We start from the raw sequence: 16,704 nt of genomic DNA on the forward strand, positions 1-16,704 counted from the left end.
TAGTTTTTGGCTGACAGCCCTACTATGTGCCGCATGGCCCGACCGCGCAAGCCCCTGCTGAGCACCGACCGCATCGTCGACGCGGCCCGCGCCCTCGTCGACGCCGAGGGGCTCGCGGCCGTCTCCACCCGGCGGCTCGCGGCCGAACTCGGCGTGAGCGGGCCCTCCCTCTACAACCACTTCCGCACGAAGGACCAGATCCTGGAGGCGGTCGCCGACTCGGTGAGCGCACAGGTCGATCTGTCGATGTTCGACGCCGGGGACTCGCGGGGCTGGCGGACCGCGCTGCACGACTGGGCCGTCTCGTACCGGGCCGCCCTGCGCGAGCATCCGAACATCGTGCCCGTGCTGGCCCAGGGCCCCGGACGGCGCCCGGCGGGGTTGCGGCTCGCCGACGCCGTGTTCGGCTCGATGGTCGACGCCGGGTGGCCGCCCGCGCAGGCCACCTCCATCGGGGCGCTCATGCGGTACTTCGTGATGGGCTCGGCGCTCGGCTCGTTCGCCGGCGGGTTCGTCGACGACGAGACGGCGTACGACCCGGCCGACTATCCGCACCTCGGACAGGCGCATCTGCTCGCGGAGCATCAGGATGTTGTGGACGACCGGGCGTTCGAGACGGGGCTTGCTGCGCTGCTCGATGGGTTGTCCGTGCAGTACGAGCGGGTCGTGGCCACGTCCCACTGAGCCCGGGCCGGGCCGGCGTGTGCGGGGTGCGTCCCTGGGACCCGGTGTCTGGTGTCGGCGCGGCTCACGTCGTGGCTGGTCGCGCAGTTCCCCGCGCCCCTGGGGGATTCGTCGAGCGCGGCTCACGTCGTGGCTGGTCGCGCCGTTCCCCGCACCCCCAGGGCTTGCGGCTTCGCCGCTGCCCCAGGGGGTGCTGAGATGGCGCACGTAGTGCGCATCTCAGGGGCGCGGGGAACTGCGCGAGCAACCACGACGGTGCCGCAGTCGACCAACGACCCAGGGGCGCGGGGAACTGCGCGACCAGCCACCACGGTGCCGCAGTCGGCGTACCGCCCAGGGGCGCGGGGAACTGCGTGGACGGCCTCCAGAGGGCAGCCGTGGTGATGGCGGGGCGGGGGTCAGAAGATGACCAGGGCCCGGCCGCCCTTGCCGGCCACCATGTTGTCGAACGCCGCCGGGATGTCGTCCAGGGTGATGTGCTCCGTCACCAGCGCACTCAGGTCCAGGCGCCCCGCACGGATGTGGTCCGCGAGGACCGGGAGGTCCCTGGCCGGGTCGGAGTTGCCGTAGACGCAGCCGGCGAGGGTGCGGCCCCAGTGGAAGATCTCCAGGGCGTTGAAGGTGACCTGCTGGTCCTTGCCGCCGATGCCGACGACCGTGGTGCGGCCACCGCGGCGGGTCGACTCCCAGGCCGTACGGATCGTCACCGCGCGGCCGACGCACTCGACGGCCACGTCCACGCCCTGCTTGCCGGTGAGGGCACGGATCTCGCGGGCCGTGTTCTCGGAGGCGACCACGTACTCCGTGGCGCCGGCCCGGCGGGCCAGCTCCTCCTTCGCCGGGGAGACGTCGACCGCGATGATCTTCGAGGCGCCCGCGATGCGCGCGGCCTGGAGGGTGGCGAGACCGACGCCGCCGACGCCGAACACCGCGACGGTCTCGCCCTCGCGGACCCGCGCGGAGTGGTGGACCGCGCCGTAGCCCGTGAGCACGGCGCAGCCGAGCAGCGCGGCGTCCGTGAGCGGGACGCCGGCCGGGGCGGGCAGGACGCAGTTGGCGGCGACGACGGTCTCCTCGGCGAACGCGGCGACGTTCAGGCCGGGGTGCAGGTCGGAGCCGTCGGAGGAGCGGTGCGCGTACACGTTCGCCGCGCCGGCCAGCGCGTCGACGCACAGCCAGACCTCGCCGAGCGAACACGGGTGACACCGTCCGCACGAGGGCGCCCAGTTGAGGACGGCCTCGTCGCCGGGCGCGATGTGCGTGACGCCCTCGCCGACGGAGACGACGGTGCCCGCGCCCTCGTGGCCGAGGACGGCGGGGACCGGCAGGCGCATGGTCCCGTCGGTCAGGGAGAGGTCGGAGTGGCAGACCCCGGCGGCGGCGAGCTTGATACGGACCTGGCCGGGCCCCGGCTCGGGCAGGTCGATGTCGGCGATCTCCAGCGGGGAGCCGACGGCGGGCAGTACTGCGGCGCGGACCATGATGGCGGAACTCCCTGGACTGGGCTCAGAACTGAAGGGACTTGGTCTGGAGGTACTCGGACAGGCCGTGCGAGCCCAGCTCCCGGCCGACGCCCGACTGCTTGTAGCCGCCGAACGGGGCGAGGGGGTTGAAGCGGCCGCCGTTGATGTCGACCTGTCCGGTGTCCATACGGCGCGCGAAGGCGACGGCCTCCGCCTCGTCCCCGGCCCAGACGGCGCCGGCGAGCCCGTACACGGTGCCGTTGGCGATCCGGACGGCGTCGGCCTCGTCCTCGTAGCGGATGAGCGAGACGACCGGGCCGAAGATCTCCTCCTGGGCGATGGCCATGTCGGGTGTGACGTCGGCGAAGACGGTGGGCTGCACGAAGTAGCCCTGCTCGCGCGGGGAGTCGGGGCCGCCCGCCACGATGCGGGCGCCCTGGGCGACGCCCTTCTCGATGTAACCGCGCACGCGCGCCTGCTGCTTGGCGTTGACGAGCGGGCCGATGCGGTCGCCGTACTTGGCGGCGGCCGCCGCGGCCAGCTCGACGGCCTCGTCGTACTGCGAGGTGTGGACGAGCATGCGGGTCCAGGCGCTGCACGTCTGGCCGGAGTTGCCCATCACGTTGGCGACGCCGACGTTGACGGCCTTGCCGAGGTCGGCGGAGGGCAGGATGACGTTGGCCGACTTGCCGCCGAGTTCGAGGGCGACACGCTTGACGGCCGCGCCGGCCGTCGCGCCGATCTGGCGCCCGACCGCGGTGGAGCCGGTGAAGGAGACCAGGTCGACGTCGGCGTGCTCGGCGAGGGCCTGGCCGGCGACCGCGCCGATGCCGGTGACGAGGTTGAAGACGCCCGCGGGGATGCCCGCCTCGTCGACCGCCTCCGCGAAGAGCTGGGCGGTGAGAGGGGTGTCCTCGGCGGGCTTGAGGACGACGGTGCAGCCCGCGGCGAGCGCCGGGGCGACCTTCGCGACGATCTGGTGGAGCGGGTAGTTCCAGGGCGTGATGGCGCCGACGACACCGACCGGCTCGGAGTAGACCGTGGAGTTGCCGACCTTCTCCTCGAAGGGGTACGTCGCGGCCAGTTCGGCGTACGAACCCGCGACCAGGACCGGTACGCCCGCGTGCACCGTCTGCGAGAACTTCAGCGGGGCGCCCAGCTCGGCGGTGACCGTCTCGGCGATCTCGTCCTTGCGGGCCACCAGCACGTCCCGCAGCGCGGCGATCCTCGCGGCACGCTCGGCGGGCGGGGTCGTGGCCCAGCCGGGGAAAGCGGCCCTGGCGGCGCGCACGGCGGTGTCGACGTCCTCGGCGGTGCCCGCGGGGACATGGCCGATCACCTGCTCGTCGGCCGGGTTGACGACGGCGATCGTCGCGCTGGTCGCGGCGGCTCGCCACTCTCCGCCGATGTACATCCCGTCGTGGGCCTTCATGGGTCTCCTCCCGGTGCTGCCGTGCCTACTGCGCGGTAATCCCGGGACCCAAACTAGCGGTGATAGTTTTCGGGCGCCAGAGACCTCGGTCACGTGGCCGGTAATTCCCCGGCGACGGCGCCCCGGACACCCGCCACGCGTTCACGGCCGGCAGCGGTGCGGGCGGGGCGACCTGTTCCGCCGCGCACGTTCCCGGCTCTCGGGCTCCGGCCCGCCGCGCACCCCCATGCCCGCCGCCGCCAGCAGCAGGCCCCCCAGCATCACGAACGGGGCCGCCGTGCCCGCCACCCCGGCGACCAGGCCCGCCGACGCGGGGGCCGCCACCTGACCGAGCCGGTTGCCGGTCAGCCGCAGCGCCAGCGCGGTGGAGCGGGCGCCGGGCGGGGCCGCCCGCACCACGGTCGTCATGGACAGCGGCTGGCCCACACCCAGGCAGAAGCCGAGCAGCACCAGCATCACGCCGAGGGCCCACACCGGCACGGGAAGCGCGATGCCCGCGCAGAGCACCGCCGCCAGCAGGCAGGTCGTGGTGATCAGGGCGGTGCGGCCGAGCCAGTCGATGAGCGGGGTCATGACGAGCCGGCAGGCGATCGTCGCGCCCGCGCGCAGGCTCAGCAGGACGCCGACGACGGACGGGGCGATACCCCGGTGCTCGCCGACGACCGGGAGGTACGCGGTGAGGATGTCGGTCGCGGAGAGCACGGCGAGGCTGATGAAGATGCCGCCCGGGACGCCGCGCGTGCGCAGGATGCGGTGGACAGGGACGCGGGGTGCCCCCGGGGCCGTGGGCGAACTCGTCGGCGCGGAACGGGACTCGATGCGCCACAGCGACGTGCACGCGACCGCGCACACACCCGCCGACACCAGCAGCGCGAGGGCGCTCGTGCCGGCCATGTCCGGGCCGCCGATCAGAGCGCCCGCCGCGACCGGGCCGATGAGCTGGCCGAGGGAGGCGCCGATGGTGAAGTGGCCGAAGTTGCGGTCCTGCTGGTCCGGGGCGGACTGCCGGGCCACGATCGACTGGGCGCCGATGACGAAGCAGAGGTGGCCGAGGCCCATCACGCCGCTCCAGGCGGCCATCGCCGCGAGGGAGTCCGCGAGGCCGCTGAGCGCGCAGCCGCCGGAGATCAGCACGACACCGGCCGGCAGCAGCGGGGCGCAGCGGCCGTGGTCCGTGCGCCGGCCCAGGGGGACCGCGGCGAACAGCGGCAGCAGCGCGTAGACCCCGGCGATGACGCCGACAGCCCGCTCGTCGGCGCCGAGGGCGAGCGCCCGGTAGGAGACGGCGGGGCGCGCCATCGACACCGCCGCCTGCGCGAAGGAGAAGGCGATGACGAGGCGCAGCAGCCACGTACGGTTCACGCGGTCACACGATTCCGAAGAGGAGGCCCGCGCCGAGGACCACCAGGGCGGTCAGCGCGGCCCATTTGACGGTGAATTTGGTGTGGTCGCCGAACTCGACCTTGGCCATGCCGACGAGCACGTACACGGCGGGCACCAGCGGACTCGACATGTGCAGCGGCTGGCCGACGAGAGAGGCGCGGGCGATCTCCAGGGTGGAGACGCCGTGCGCGTTCCCGGCCTCGGCGAGGACCGGCACGATACCGAAGTAGAAGCCGTCGTTGGACATGAAGTACGTGAAGGGGATCGAGAGGACGCCGGTGACCAGGGCCATGTGCGGGCCCATCCAGTCGGGGATGCCGTTCACGACCCACTCGGCCATGTGGTCGACCATGCCGGTGCCTTGCAGGACGCCGGTGAAGACGGCGGCGGCGAAGACCATGCCGGAGACGTTGAGGACGTTCTCGGCGTGCGCGCCGATGCGGGCCTTCTGCTCCTGCATGTGCGGGAAGTTGACGGAGAGGGCGAGCGCGGCACCGAGCATGAAGAGGACCGGGATCGGCAGCAGCTCCATGATCATCGCGGTGAGCAGGGCGACCGTGAGGAGCGCGTTGAACCAGTACAGCTTCGGACGCAGGGTGGCGCGGTGCGGGTCGAGGCCGGAGAAGGTCTCGCCGTCCTCGTTCGCGTACGCGGAGGCGTGGTCGCCGCCGGTGGCCGCCCTGCCGGTGCCGTCGCCCGCGCTGTCGCCGTGGCCCGCACGGACCAGGACCTTCTCGTCGGCGGTCTCGGTGACGGTCTCCTCGACCACGGAGTCCAGGGAGAGGTAGCCGATCCGCTTGCGCTCGCGGCGTCCGAGGACGTAGGCGAGGACGAGGACGAAGACGAGTCCGGCGCCGAGCGCCGGGATCATCGGTACGAAGATGTCGCTCGCGTCGACCTTGAGGGCCGTGGCGGCGCGGGCCGTCGGGCCGCCCCAGGGCAGGGTGTTCATGACGCCGTTGGCGGTCGCGGCGACGCCGGTCATCACGACGAGGCTCATCTTCAGGCGCTTGTACAGGGGGTACATCGCCGAGACGGTGATCATGAAGGTGGTGGAGCCGTCGCCGTCCAGGGAGACGATCGCGGCGAGCACGGCGGTGCCGACGACGATACGGACCGGGTCGGCCTTCGCGAAGCGCAGGATGGCCCGCACGATCGGGTCGAAGAGGCCGACGTCGATCATCACGCCGAAGTAGACGATCGCGAACATCAGCATCGCCGCGGTGGGCGCCAGGTCGCCGATGCCGGCGATGACGTAGTCACCGAGGTGGGCGCCCTTGCCCACCAGGACGCAGAAGAGCGCCGGGATGAGCACGAGCGCCGCGATCGGCGACACCTTCTTCATCATGATCAGCACCAGGAAGGTGGCGATCATGACGAATCCGAGGATTGTCAGCATGGAGAGGGTCCCTACGTTCGCCGTTGAACTGCCGCCCGGGGGTGGCGGTCAGCGCGACGTTAGGGGCGTTCCAATTGCGTTAACAAGATGTTGACGCGCGAGCAATAAGCGCAAAACTCCAGGTCACGACGGTACGGGTGCGACGGCTGTCACCTCGACGGGGACGGCGTTGAGGACGGCGGTGCCGGAGAGCGGGTCGAGGAGGCTGCCGTCGAGCAGCTGGTTCACGTTCACCCCGGGGTCCTGCGCGGCGACCCTGAGCCGGGTCCCGGGGCGGTCGTGGCCCCAGCCGTGCGGCAGGCTGACGACGCCGGGCCGCACCCCGTCCGTCACCTCCACCGGCGCCACGACCTCGCCGCCCGCCGCCTTCACGCGCGCGGGCAGCCCGTCGCGCAGGCCGAGCCGGGCCGCGTCGTCGGGGTGGACCTGCAGGGTGCAGCGGTTGGAGCCGCCGACGAGGGCGGGGATGTTGTGCATCCAGCTGTTGTTGGAGCGCAGATGGCGCCGTCCGACGAGGACGAGCCCCTCGTCCCGGTCCGTCAGGGCGCGGCGCAGGCGCGGCAGGTCGTCGGCGATCGGCCGCGGCAGGAGCTCGATCCGGCCGCCGCGGGTCTTCAGGAGGCCGGGCAGGCGCGGCTCCAGCGGGCCCAGGTCGATGCCGTGCGGGTGGGCGAGCAGCTGGTCGAGGGTGAGGTCGTAGGGGCCGAGGCGCAGCAGCATGTCGAGGCGCCGCTCGGGTCCGGTGCGGCCGGTGAGCTCGCGGGCGAGCTGCTCGGGGTCGGCGCCGAAGACGGGTGAGTGCGGGGTGGCGACGGCCTTGGCGAGGGCGGCGCGGACGACCGCCTCGTCCACGGAGTCGGCCGGCGCGCCGTGCTGCCCGCCCGCCGCGAGGACGAGGCGGGCGTGGACGGCGCACTCGTCGGGCCGGCCGTCCTCCAGGGGGACGGCGGCGGGGGTGTAGCGGGCCTGGTTGCGGACGGCGAAGCCGTTGAACGCGAAGTCGAAGTGGCCGCTGCGCGACGGCGGGGGCGGTGGCAGCACGACGTGCGCGTGTCGGGACGTCTCGTTCAGGTAGGGGTCGACGCTGACCATGAAGTCGAGGGAGTCCAGCGCCTTGTCGAGGCGGTCGCCGTCGGGGGCGGAGAGGACCGGGTTGGCGGCGATGGCGATGACGGCGCGGATCGCGCCCTCGCCCGGGGTGTCGATCTCCTCGGCGAGCGCGGCGAGCGGCAGCTCTCCCTTGGCCTCGGGGTGCCCGGAGACGCGGCTGCTCCAGCGGCCGAGCGCGAAGCCCTTGCCGGGGCCCGCGGGGCGCGGCGCCGGCGCGGTGGCGGAGAGCGGGAAGAGGGCGCCGCCGGGCCTGTCGAGGTTCCCGGTGAGGATGTTCAGGACGTCGACGAGCCAGCTGGCCTCGGTGCCGAAGGCGACGGTGGTGGAGCCGACGCGGCCGTAGACGGCGGCGGTGGGTGCCGCGGCGAGTTCCCGGGCGAGGACGCGGATGTCACCGGCGGGGACGTCGCAGCGCCCGGCGACGGCCTCGGGTGTGAAGTCCCGCAGGGCGTCGGCCAGTTCGTCCGTCCCGTGCAGGTGCTCCGCGAGGTGCGGTCCTACGTCGACGAGCTTCTCCTCGAAGAGGACGTGCGCGAGTGCGGCGAGCAGCAGGGCGTCCGTGCCGGGCCGGATCGCGACGTGCCGGTCGGCGAGCTTGGCGGTGCGGGTGCGCCGCGGGTCGATGACGGTGAGGGTGCCGCCGCGGGCGCGCAGCGCCTTCAGCCTGCCGGGGAAGTCCGGGGCGGTGCACAGACTCCCGTTGGACTCCAGGGGGTTGGCGCCGATGAGCAGGAGGTGGTCGGTGCGGTCGAGGTCGGGCACCGGGATGGCGTTCGCGTCGCCGAAGAGCAGCCCGCTGGAGACGTGCTTGGGCATCTGGTCGACGGTGGAGGCGGTGAAGACGTTGCGGGTGCGCAGGGTGGAGAGGAGGACCGGCGGGTAGAGGGCGCCGGCCATGGTGTGCACGTTGGGGTTGCCGAGGACGACGCCGACGGAGTTCGGCCCGTACGCCTCGATGGCGGTCCGCAGCCCGGCGGCGACGGCGTCGAACGCCTCGTCCCAGCCGGTCTCCTGGAGCCGTCCGTCCTTGCGCACGAGGGGCCGGTCGAGCCGGTCGGGGTCGGTGTCGACGGCGCCGAAGGAGGCGCCCTTGGGGCAGATGAAACCGTTGCTGAAGACGTCGTCGCGGTCGCCTCGGGCGCCGGTGACGCGGCTTCCCTCGATGGTGAGGCTGAGCCCGCAGGTCGCTTCGCAGAGCGGGCAGATACGCAGGGCGGTGCGGGGCATGTTCGTCTCCCGGGGCGGTGGCGTGGCGCGCAGGCGAGTCGAGCATACCGAGCGGTATGGAGCAGGGGGAGGTGGCCGCCCGAAGAGATCGGTCCGTCCGGGCGCCGGTGGCGCGGGCGCCGCCGGTCAGTCCAACACCCGTGCCAGATAGGCCCGGAGCAACTCCCTCGTCTCCTCGATGATCCGTTCGTCGCCCGCCGGGTCGGTCCGGAACGCCAGGCGGACCAGGGCGTCGGCGGTCTCGACCGCGACGAGGAAGGTGCGGCGCAGGGCGGCGTCGGCGGTCCGGCCCAGGTGCGGGGCGAGGAGGTCGGTGAGGGTGTCGGCGACGCGGTGGTTGGGGCCGGCGTCGGGGTCGCCGACGGGGATCTGCGTGCCGAAGTCGACGAGGGAGAAGCCGGGCGCGGTGCGCTTCATCGCGAGGTACTCGTCGAGGATGGCGTCCATCGCGCCGCGCCAGTCGTCCGCCGGGATGGCGCCGAGCCGCTCGGCGACGCGCTCGGCGTACCGCTCCAGGTTCCGCTGGGCCAGGGCGTCGACCATGGCCCGCTTGTTGCTGAAGAAGCGGTACACGGAGCCGATGGGCACGTCGGCGCGGACCGCGACGGCCCGGGTGCTCACCTCGTCGTAGCCCCCTTCGTCGAGGAGCCGCGCGCAGGCGTCGAGGATCCGGGTCAGCCGCTCGGCGCTGCGCCGCTGGACGGGCGTGCGGCGCAAGGACGTGGGGTGGGACATGCCGGTCACCCTACGGGGGCGGCGCCGTCTCGGTGCCGGAGGCGGTGAGGTCGGCGGTGGCCTCGACCGGTTCGCCCTCGACCGCCCAGACCGTGTGGTCGTCGGCGTAGAGGCGGGCGGTGACGTGGTGCGTGCCGCGGGTGACGCGGGCGGCGGGGAGCCGGTAGTCGTCGGCGCGGAGCCGGGCGAGGCGGTGGCCGTCCAGGTAGAGCTGGGCGTAGCCGCGGCCGTGTGCGGCGTCGGCGGGGGTGCCCGGCGGGCTGAGGCGGAAGTGGCGTACCCGGATGCGGATGTCCCAGCCGCCGGCCCCGCCGGTGTCCGGCTGGACGACGAGGCCGACCTCCGGGGCCTCCTTCCCGGCGATCCGCCGGTACGGGTGCCCCTCGGTGTCGGTGCGGTCGAGGACCTCGCCGACCCGGCGCGGGCCGCCGTCGTCGCTCCCGCACCCGGCGAGCCCCGTCAGCACGGCGCACGCCAGGAGGGCGGCGGTGGCGCGGGTCTGCGGCGTCCTGGGCATGAACGGGACAGTAGAGGAATGCTCATGTTCCCGGATCCCTCTCGGGGAGGAGGCTTCCGGGGCGGGCCCGACCCCAGGGCGGAGGCCCCGGGACGGATGCCTGGGGTGGATGCCGCGGGGCGGGCGCTCTTGCGCGGGGTGGTGCTGAATCCTACGGTTGGGCATAGGAATCAGGGACGAGGGAGCGATGATGAGCGGGGACGTCCGCAAGGCGGCCGAGGGTCTGGCCTATCTGACCGGTTTCGGGAACGAGCACAGTTCGCAGGCGGTGCCGGGCGCCCTGCCCGAGGGCCGCAACTCTCCGCAGCGCGCCCCCCTCGGCCTCTACGCGGAGCAGCTCAGCGGTACGGCCTTCACCGAGCCCCGTGCGCACAACCGCCGTTCGTGGCTGTACCGGATCCGCCCGTCGGCGGCGCACCCGGAGTTCACCCGGGCGGAGAACGGAGCGCTGCGCACCGCGCCCTTCACGGAGGCCGTCGCCGACCCCAACCGCCGCCGCTGGGACCCGCTGCCCGCGCCCGCGCCGGGCACGGACTGGCTGGCCGGGCTGTGGACCCTCGGTGGCAACGGTGACGCGGCGCAGCGCACCGGCATGGCGGTGCACCTGTACCACGCCAACTCCCCCATGACGGGGCGGGTGTTCAGCGACGCCGACGGTGAGCTGCTGATCGTGCCGGAGCACGGCGGGCTGCTGCTGCGCACCGAGTTCGGCCTGCTCGCCGCCGGGCCGGGCGAGGTCGCGCTGATCCCGCGCGGGGTGCGCTTTCGCGTCGAGCTCCTGGACGAGAGCGCCCGCGGCTATGTGTGCGAGAACTACGGCGCCCCGTTCCGCCTGCCGGACCTCGGCCCGATCGGCGCCAACGGCCTGGCCAACGCACGGGACTTCAGGGCGCCGGTCGCCGCCTACGAGGACACCGAGGAGGCCGTGGAGGTCGTCAACAAGTTCTGCGGCAACCTCTGGACGGCCACCTACGACCACTCCCCGCTCGACGTCGTCGCCTGGCACGGCAACCACGTCCCGTACGTGTACGACCTGCACCGCTTCAACGTCATCGGCACCATCTCCTACGACCACCCGGACCCGTCGATCTTCACGGTGCTCACGTCGCCGTCGGACACCCCCGGCCTCGCGGGCGTGGACTTCGTGGTCTTCGCGCCGCGCTGGCTGGTCGGCGAGGACACGTTCCGGCCGCCGTACTTCCACCGGAACGTGATGAGCGAGTACATGGGGCTGATCGACGGCGCGTACGACGCGAAGACCGCGGGGAAGGGGGGCTTCGTCCCCGGGGGCGGCTCGCTGCACAACATGATGTCGGCGCACGGCCCCGACCGGGAGACGTTCGACCGGGCGAGCGCGGCCGAGCTGACGCCGCAGAAGGTGGACGACGGGCTGGCGTTCATGTTCGAGACGCGGTGGCCGATCACCGCGACCGGTCAGGCCGCGCGCGCGGAGCACCTGCAGCGCTCCTACGACGACGTGTGGCGCGGCCTCGAACGTCACTTCAGGCCGTGAGGGCGGGTGCCGCGTCCGGGCAGCGCATTGCGTCGCGCGCCCACGACCGGTACGGATAGGCCGTGACGTCATTCGCCCCGGACTCGATCGTCCTGAACCGTAAACTGCCGCTCTGGTACCAGGTGTCGCAGTCCCTGCGCGCCTCCATACTCGGCCGGTCGCCGCGGGATCCGCTCCGGCTGCCCACCGAGGAGCAGTTGGCGGGGCACTACGGGGTGTCCGTCCTCACCATGCGGCAGGCCCTGAAGGAGCTGGAGGACGAGGGGCTCATCACCCGGCACCGGCGCCGTGGCACGTTCATCGAGCCGTCGGCCCGGCAGAGCGCGCCGGTCCGTCTGCTGGGCTCCGTCGACGCCATCGTGGCGCAGCAGTCCGGGATGACGACCGAGGTGCTCGGGCACGGCACGGCGCCGGTTCCGGTGGCGTACGCCGACCTGTTCCCGGGGACGGCCTCCGTCGCGACGTACCACCGGCTGCGCAGCGACGAGAAGACGGGTGAGCCGACCAACCACGCCCGCAACTATCTGCGGCCGGAGCTGGCCGGGCAGGTCGACGTGGCGGATCTGGCCCGCTGGCCGATGACGAAGGTGCTGCGGGACGTGGTCGGCGTGCGGATCAGCCGGATCACGGACTCGGTGGAGGCGCGGCTCGCGGACCCGGAGACGGCCCGTCTGCTCCAGGTCCCGCTGCTCAGCCCGATCCTGCACTACACCGGCATCACCTACGACGAGGAGGGGCAGGTACTCGACGTGGCGGTCATCCATTACCGCGGGGACCGCTTCTCGTTCACGGTGACGCTGGATGCCCATTGAGCTGCGCGGAGGCGACGTACCATGCCGGGCGTGACGAACGACGGGCCGCTCACCGACGCCATGCCGCTCGCGGACCTCATGCCGTGGTCCGTCGCGCCCCTGCGCCTGGGCCGCGGCTGGCCGCTGGCGCCGGACGCGGCGTCCCTCAAGGCCCGCTGGAAGGCGTTCGTCACCGCCCCTGAGGACCGGCGCGAGGCGCTGCTCGAACCGACGCGGGCCAGGACCCTGCGGGCGGGCGCCGCCCAGCTGCCCGGTCAGCGCGCGGGGACCGAGCCGCTGGCGCGGGCCGAGGGGCCGTGCCCTGAGCCGGTGCGGGTGCTGCACGGGCCGTTCGACGAGCAGTGGCTCATCCCTGACCAGCGGCTGATCGACGCGGCCAGGCCCGAGCTGTGGCGGGTCGCGGACGAGCGCCAGCTGTTCCTCGTGGAGCAGGGGCACGTGCCGGGCGCGGACGGCCCCGCGCTGCTGGCCTGCGCCGTGCTGCCCGAGGGCCGCTCCCCCGCCGGGCGGCCCGGCCGGATCCGCCCGCTGTACCGCCGCCCGGGCGGCGCCGAGCCCAATGTCGCCCCGGGCCTGCTGACGCACCTGTCGGGCACGTACGACGAGGAGGTGCGGCCCGAGGATCTGCTGGCCTGGGTGCTGGCGGCGGGCGTCCAGGACGCCAGGGAGTGCCGGGTGCCGCTGCCCGCGGACCCGGCGGTGTGGGCGCGCGGGGTCGAACTCGGGCGCCGCCTCCTGTGGTTGCACCGCCGCGGGGCCGGCGCCGACCGGCCGAGGCTGCCCGGCGGGCGCCGCCCCTACGTCCGCGCTCCGCTGCCGGCCCGCCCCGCCGAGCTGTGCTACGACCGCGAGGAGGAGGCCCTGCTCGTCGGCGACGGCCGTATCTCGCCGGTCCCGGCCGCCGCCTGGGACTTCCACGTCAGCGGGGTCCGGGTCCTGGAGCGGTGGTTCGCGCGCCGCACCGAGCCGGCGGAGCCGGGCACCCTGGCGGCCGTGCGCCCGGCGACGTGGCCGCAGCCGTGGACGTCGGAGCTGCTCGAACTCGTCACGGTGCTGACCTTGCTGGCCGAACTGGAGCCGCTCCAGCGGGAGTTGCGCGGCGCACTCGGAAAGCTCGTCGGCCCCTACGAGCTGCGGCGCGCGCGGGTGCTGCCGGTGCCGGGCGGCGCACGCCGCCCGGCGTCCGTCCTCGACCAGCCCGAGGAGGGGCCGGGCGGCCAGTTCGCGATCCTCTGACGGCGGCGCCGGGCGCTGCCCGGCGAGGGGATCTCAGCCGGCCACGAACCCTTCCAGGGTCCTGCGCAGCGCCCGCTCGAACACCGCCTCCAGATCGATCGGCCCGGAGTCCTCGCCGAACGCGGCGGCGAGGCGCGGATAACGGCCCGACGCCACCTGCCCGCCCAGGTAGGCGATGCGCACCGCCTGCTCCTGCTCGGCGCTCCACGGCAGCGACCGCGTCCGCTCGACGCCGAAGATCTCGCTGGAGACGTAGGTCGTCACCACCCCCGTCACCGCCGCGATCAGCTCCATCTTCGTGCCGTACGGGAGCTCCAGCGGCTCCAGGCAGCGCAGGCAGTACTCCAGGTACGTCAGCGCGTTCGGGCTGAAGCCGTAGACCGGGGACATCAGCCGCGGCAGCCAGGGATGCCGGTGTATCAGCGCCCGCGTCTGCCGCGCCAGGGAGACGACGTCCGCGCGCCAGTCGCCGGTCGGCTCCGGGTAGGTGTACTCGGCGCTGACCGCGTCGACCATCAGCTCGTACAGGTCCTCCTTGCGCGGCACGTAGTTGTAGAGCGACATCGTGCCCATGCCGAGCTCGGCGGCGACCCTGCGCATGGAGACCGCGTCGATGCCTTCCGCGTCGGCCACGCGCACGGCCGCGGCCGCGATGTCGGTCCTGCTGTGCGCGGGCCGGGGGCCGCGTCCGGTGCGCTCGGGGCGCGCCCAGATCACTTCGGGTACGGCCGGTCGGACCGCCATGGTTCATCACCTCGCCACCATCGTAGTTACGTACGGCGTACGTAGTGCGCTATGGTGCGGCCATGACTTCTACGTACGCTGTACTTAGTGAAGGTCTGGAGAAGCGATTCGGCTCGGGCGCGAAAGCCGTGCACGCGGTGCGCGGCCTGGATCTGGCGGTGCGCGAGGGCACGGTCTGTGGACTGCTCGGGCCGAACGGGGCGGGGAAGACGACAGCGACCCGGCTGCTCACCACGCTGTTGCGGCCCGACGCCGGCACGGCGCGGGTGGCCGGGCACGACGTCGTCGGCGCGCCGGACGCCGTCCGCCGGAGCATCGGCGTCACCGGGCAGTACGCGTCGGTCGACGGCGACCTGACCGGCCGGGAGAACCTGCGCCTGTTCGCCCGGCTGCTGCGCGCGCCCCGGTCGCGCGCCGACGAGCTGATCGAGCGGTTCGCGCTCACCGACGCCGCCGACCGGGTCGCGCGCACGTACTCCGGTGGGATGCGCCGCCGCCTCGACCTCGCGTCGAGCCTGCTCACCCGGCCCGCCGTCCTCTTCCTCGACGAGCCGACGACCGGCCTCGACCCGCACAGCAGGAACGCGATCTGGGACGCCGTCCGCGAGCTGGCCCGCGCGGGCACGACCGTCCTGCTGACCACGCAGTACCTGGAGGAGGCCGACCGGCTCGCCGACGAGATCGTGCTGATCGACGAGGGCCGCGCCGCGCACACGGGCACACCCGCCGAGCTCAAGGCGCGGATCGGCCACTACGCGGAGATCGTCGTCCCGGACGACGCGGGCGAGCAGGCGCTGCACGCCGCCGCCGTGGTCCTCGACCAACTCACCGGCGCCCGGCCCCGGCTGGACCCCGAGCGGCGCACGGTCGGCGTGGTCGTCCTCGACTCTGCCGTCACGCTCCCCCGCCTCGTACGCGAACTCGACGCGGCCGGCGTGCCGTTGATGGACGCCACCTTGCGGCCGCCGACGCTGGACGAGGTGTTCCTGCGCCTCACCCGCACCCACCAGGAGACCAGGGAGGTCGCCGCATGAGCACCGCGATCCTGTACGACGGCACGGCGATGCTGGGCCGCCACCTCCAGCGCGTCAGACACGCGCCGGCCATCACGGTCATGACGCAGACGATGCCGATCGTCTTCCTGCTCTTCTTCGGGTACGTCTTCGGCAGCGCCCTGGCCATGCCGGGCACCGACTACCGGTCCTACCTGGTGCCGGGCATGCTGGTTGCGACGGCGGCCAACGGGATCATGACGGGGATGTTCACCTCGGCGCAGGACGCGCACCGGGGCGTCATGGACCGGTTCCGCACCCTGCCGATGAGCCGGGCCGCGGTCCCGCTCGGGCAGGCCGCCGCCGATCTGGTGATGACCGCGGCCGGCCTGGTGCCGCTCGTGCTGGTGGGGCTGGCGATGGGGTGGCGGATCGAGGGCGGGGTGCCGGACGCGCTGGCCGCGTTCGGGCTGCTGCTGCTCTTCCGGTCCGCGACGACCTGGGTGGGCATCCTGCTCGGCCTCATCTCGCAGAGCGAGGAGGCGGCGGGGCAGTTGGGCGCTGCGACGTTCATGCTGCCGCTGCTGTCGAACGCGTACATCCCGACCGAGGGGATGCCCGGCTGGGTCCGCACGCTCGCCGAGTGGAATCCGATCAGCGCCGTGTGCACGGCTGTTCGCGAGCTGTTCGGCAACGCGCCCGTCCCTGGCGGCGCCGCCTGGCCGGTGGCGCACCCGGTGGCCGGATCGCTCGCCTGGTGCGCGGTCCTGCTCCTGCTCTGTGTGCCGCTCGCCGTGCGCCGCTGCACACACGGCGGCCGGTGACAGGGCCCGCATCAGCACAGGAGAAGGCCCGCACCCGACCCCCTCACCGGGGCGTCCGCCGCATGCCGTGGGGATGACGGTCGCGATGATGCGCGGCGACGCCGGACGGCGCGGAAGTCGGATGCGGGCCTGAACCCTGCTGGTCGGACGGCCTGTCAGTGGCCGCCGAACAGCGTGCGGCGCAGTCGCCGCAGTGGTGCGAAGAGCGAGACCCGTCGCATTCGCACGGCGGCGTCGCCGCGCTTGTGCGCGGTGTCACGCGCGGTCAGCTCACGCATCAGTGTCGTCGCTTCCGCCACCTCACGCTGCGGGACGGCGGGACCGCCGAGCACCGAGAGATGGCGGTCGAGACGCGAACTGGTCGCGCTGCTCCCGCACGTGATCGCAGGCACACGAGGCCTGCTGCGCACTGTTATCTGTTCCATGTCACTCCCCACCCATACGAGGGCACCCGGCCCGGGCAGGTTAACCCTATCGCCCCATCGGGACACTCGTGTATCCCGGTCGCACGATTCACCTGCCTCGTAGGCAGGTTGACGCACCTTTGCTGATTACTCTCCGAATACGACTGAATTCAGGGTGAGTTGGACAAGCAGGGCACTGGCGGGGCGTTCGGAGCCGCCGTCCGGCTCG

The 16,704-nt window shown here is 73.2% G+C and carries 15 protein-coding genes; 6 read left to right on the top strand and 9 right to left on the bottom strand.

The annotated features are described in order from the left end of the window. Nucleotides 1-33: 33 nt before the first annotated feature. Nucleotides 34-684, top strand: coding sequence for a TetR/AcrR family transcriptional regulator (locus ACZ45E_RS28415; RefSeq protein WP_468225682.1), 651 nt, complete (start codon nucleotides 34-36; stop codon nucleotides 682-684). Nucleotides 685-1,082: 398 nt separating this feature from the next. Here ACZ45E_RS28415 and ACZ45E_RS28420 read toward each other — a convergent pair whose 3' ends face one another. The 7 genes from ACZ45E_RS28420 to ACZ45E_RS28450 form a co-directional block, all read right to left on the bottom strand. After that, a complete protein-coding gene (locus tag ACZ45E_RS28420) occupies nucleotides 1,083-2,165 on the bottom strand; it encodes a Zn-dependent alcohol dehydrogenase (protein WP_468225684.1) in 1,083 nt (360 codons plus the stop codon). Nucleotides 2,166-2,190: 25 nt separating this feature from the next. Next, the gene (locus ACZ45E_RS28425; RefSeq protein ID WP_468225687.1) at nucleotides 2,191-3,579 is read right to left on the bottom strand and encodes an aldehyde dehydrogenase family protein; all 1,389 of its coding nucleotides are present in this window, start codon (nucleotides 3,577-3,579) and stop codon (nucleotides 2,191-2,193) included. A 141-nt stretch (nucleotides 3,580-3,720) separates the two neighbouring features. Continuing rightward, complete coding sequence (locus ACZ45E_RS28430; protein ID WP_468225690.1) at nucleotides 3,721-4,941, bottom strand: MFS transporter; 1,221 nt, start codon at nucleotides 4,939-4,941, stop codon at nucleotides 3,721-3,723. Nucleotides 4,942-4,945: 4 nt separating this feature from the next. Continuing rightward, nucleotides 4,946-6,361, bottom strand: coding sequence for a CitMHS family transporter (locus tag ACZ45E_RS28435; protein WP_468225694.1), 1,416 nt, complete (start codon nucleotides 6,359-6,361; stop codon nucleotides 4,946-4,948). Between the two features lie 123 nt (nucleotides 6,362-6,484). Then, entirely contained in the window at nucleotides 6,485-8,698 is a 2,214-nt protein-coding gene (locus ACZ45E_RS28440; RefSeq protein ID WP_468225697.1) for a molybdopterin oxidoreductase family protein, read from the bottom strand. Nucleotides 8,699-8,824: 126 nt separating this feature from the next. Beyond that, entirely contained in the window at nucleotides 8,825-9,433 is a 609-nt protein-coding gene (locus ACZ45E_RS28445) for a TetR/AcrR family transcriptional regulator (protein ID WP_468225700.1), read from the bottom strand. A 10-nt stretch (nucleotides 9,434-9,443) separates the two neighbouring features. Next, nucleotides 9,444-9,950, bottom strand: coding sequence for a hypothetical protein (locus ACZ45E_RS28450; protein WP_468225703.1), 507 nt, complete (start codon nucleotides 9,948-9,950; stop codon nucleotides 9,444-9,446). A gap of 190 nt (nucleotides 9,951-10,140) precedes the next feature. Here ACZ45E_RS28450 and hmgA point away from each other — a divergent pair, with 190 nt between their 5' ends. The 3 genes from hmgA to ACZ45E_RS28465 all read left to right on the top strand — a co-directional run bounded on the left by hmgA (nucleotide 10,141) and on the right by ACZ45E_RS28465 (nucleotide 13,511). Beyond that, nucleotides 10,141-11,463 (top strand): homogentisate 1,2-dioxygenase, encoded by a 1,323-nt coding sequence (hmgA, locus tag ACZ45E_RS28455; RefSeq protein WP_468225706.1) that lies wholly within the window; start codon nucleotides 10,141-10,143, stop codon nucleotides 11,461-11,463. Between the two features lie 62 nt (nucleotides 11,464-11,525). Beyond that, nucleotides 11,526-12,275: a GntR family transcriptional regulator gene (locus tag ACZ45E_RS28460; RefSeq protein WP_468225709.1), complete on the top strand. Its 750-nt coding sequence runs from the start codon at nucleotides 11,526-11,528 to the stop codon at nucleotides 12,273-12,275. 21 nt (nucleotides 12,276-12,296) lie between these two features. Further along, nucleotides 12,297-13,511, top strand: a complete 1,215-nt coding sequence (locus tag ACZ45E_RS28465; protein WP_468225712.1) for a type ISP restriction/modification enzyme — start codon at nucleotides 12,297-12,299, stop codon at nucleotides 13,509-13,511. A gap of 33 nt (nucleotides 13,512-13,544) precedes the next feature. Here the strand turns inward: ACZ45E_RS28465 and ACZ45E_RS28470 are convergent, their stop codons facing one another. Next, a complete protein-coding gene (locus tag ACZ45E_RS28470) occupies nucleotides 13,545-14,255 on the bottom strand; it encodes a TetR/AcrR family transcriptional regulator (RefSeq protein ID WP_468225715.1) in 711 nt (236 codons plus the stop codon). Nucleotides 14,256-14,317: 62 nt separating this feature from the next. Between ACZ45E_RS28470 and ACZ45E_RS28475 the strand changes: the two genes are divergently transcribed. Together ACZ45E_RS28475 and ACZ45E_RS28480 are read left to right on the top strand one after the other, a co-directional pair. Continuing rightward, the gene (locus tag ACZ45E_RS28475; RefSeq protein ID WP_468225717.1) at nucleotides 14,318-15,289 is read left to right on the top strand and encodes an ATP-binding cassette domain-containing protein; all 972 of its coding nucleotides are present in this window, start codon (nucleotides 14,318-14,320) and stop codon (nucleotides 15,287-15,289) included. Then, nucleotides 15,286-16,071, top strand: a complete 786-nt coding sequence (locus tag ACZ45E_RS28480; protein ID WP_468225719.1) for an ABC transporter permease — start codon at nucleotides 15,286-15,288, stop codon at nucleotides 16,069-16,071. The genes ACZ45E_RS28475 and ACZ45E_RS28480 overlap by 4 nt, the downstream gene beginning before the upstream one ends. Nucleotides 16,072-16,226: 155 nt before the next feature. On the opposite strand, the gene ACZ45E_RS28485 is transcribed toward ACZ45E_RS28480, so the two are convergent. Further along, nucleotides 16,227-16,496: a hypothetical protein gene (locus tag ACZ45E_RS28485; protein ID WP_468225722.1), complete on the bottom strand. Its 270-nt coding sequence runs from the start codon at nucleotides 16,494-16,496 to the stop codon at nucleotides 16,227-16,229. Between the last annotated feature and the right edge of the window lie 208 nt (nucleotides 16,497-16,704).

This window comes from Streptomyces sp. NPDC030991 (genome assembly GCF_055571235.1).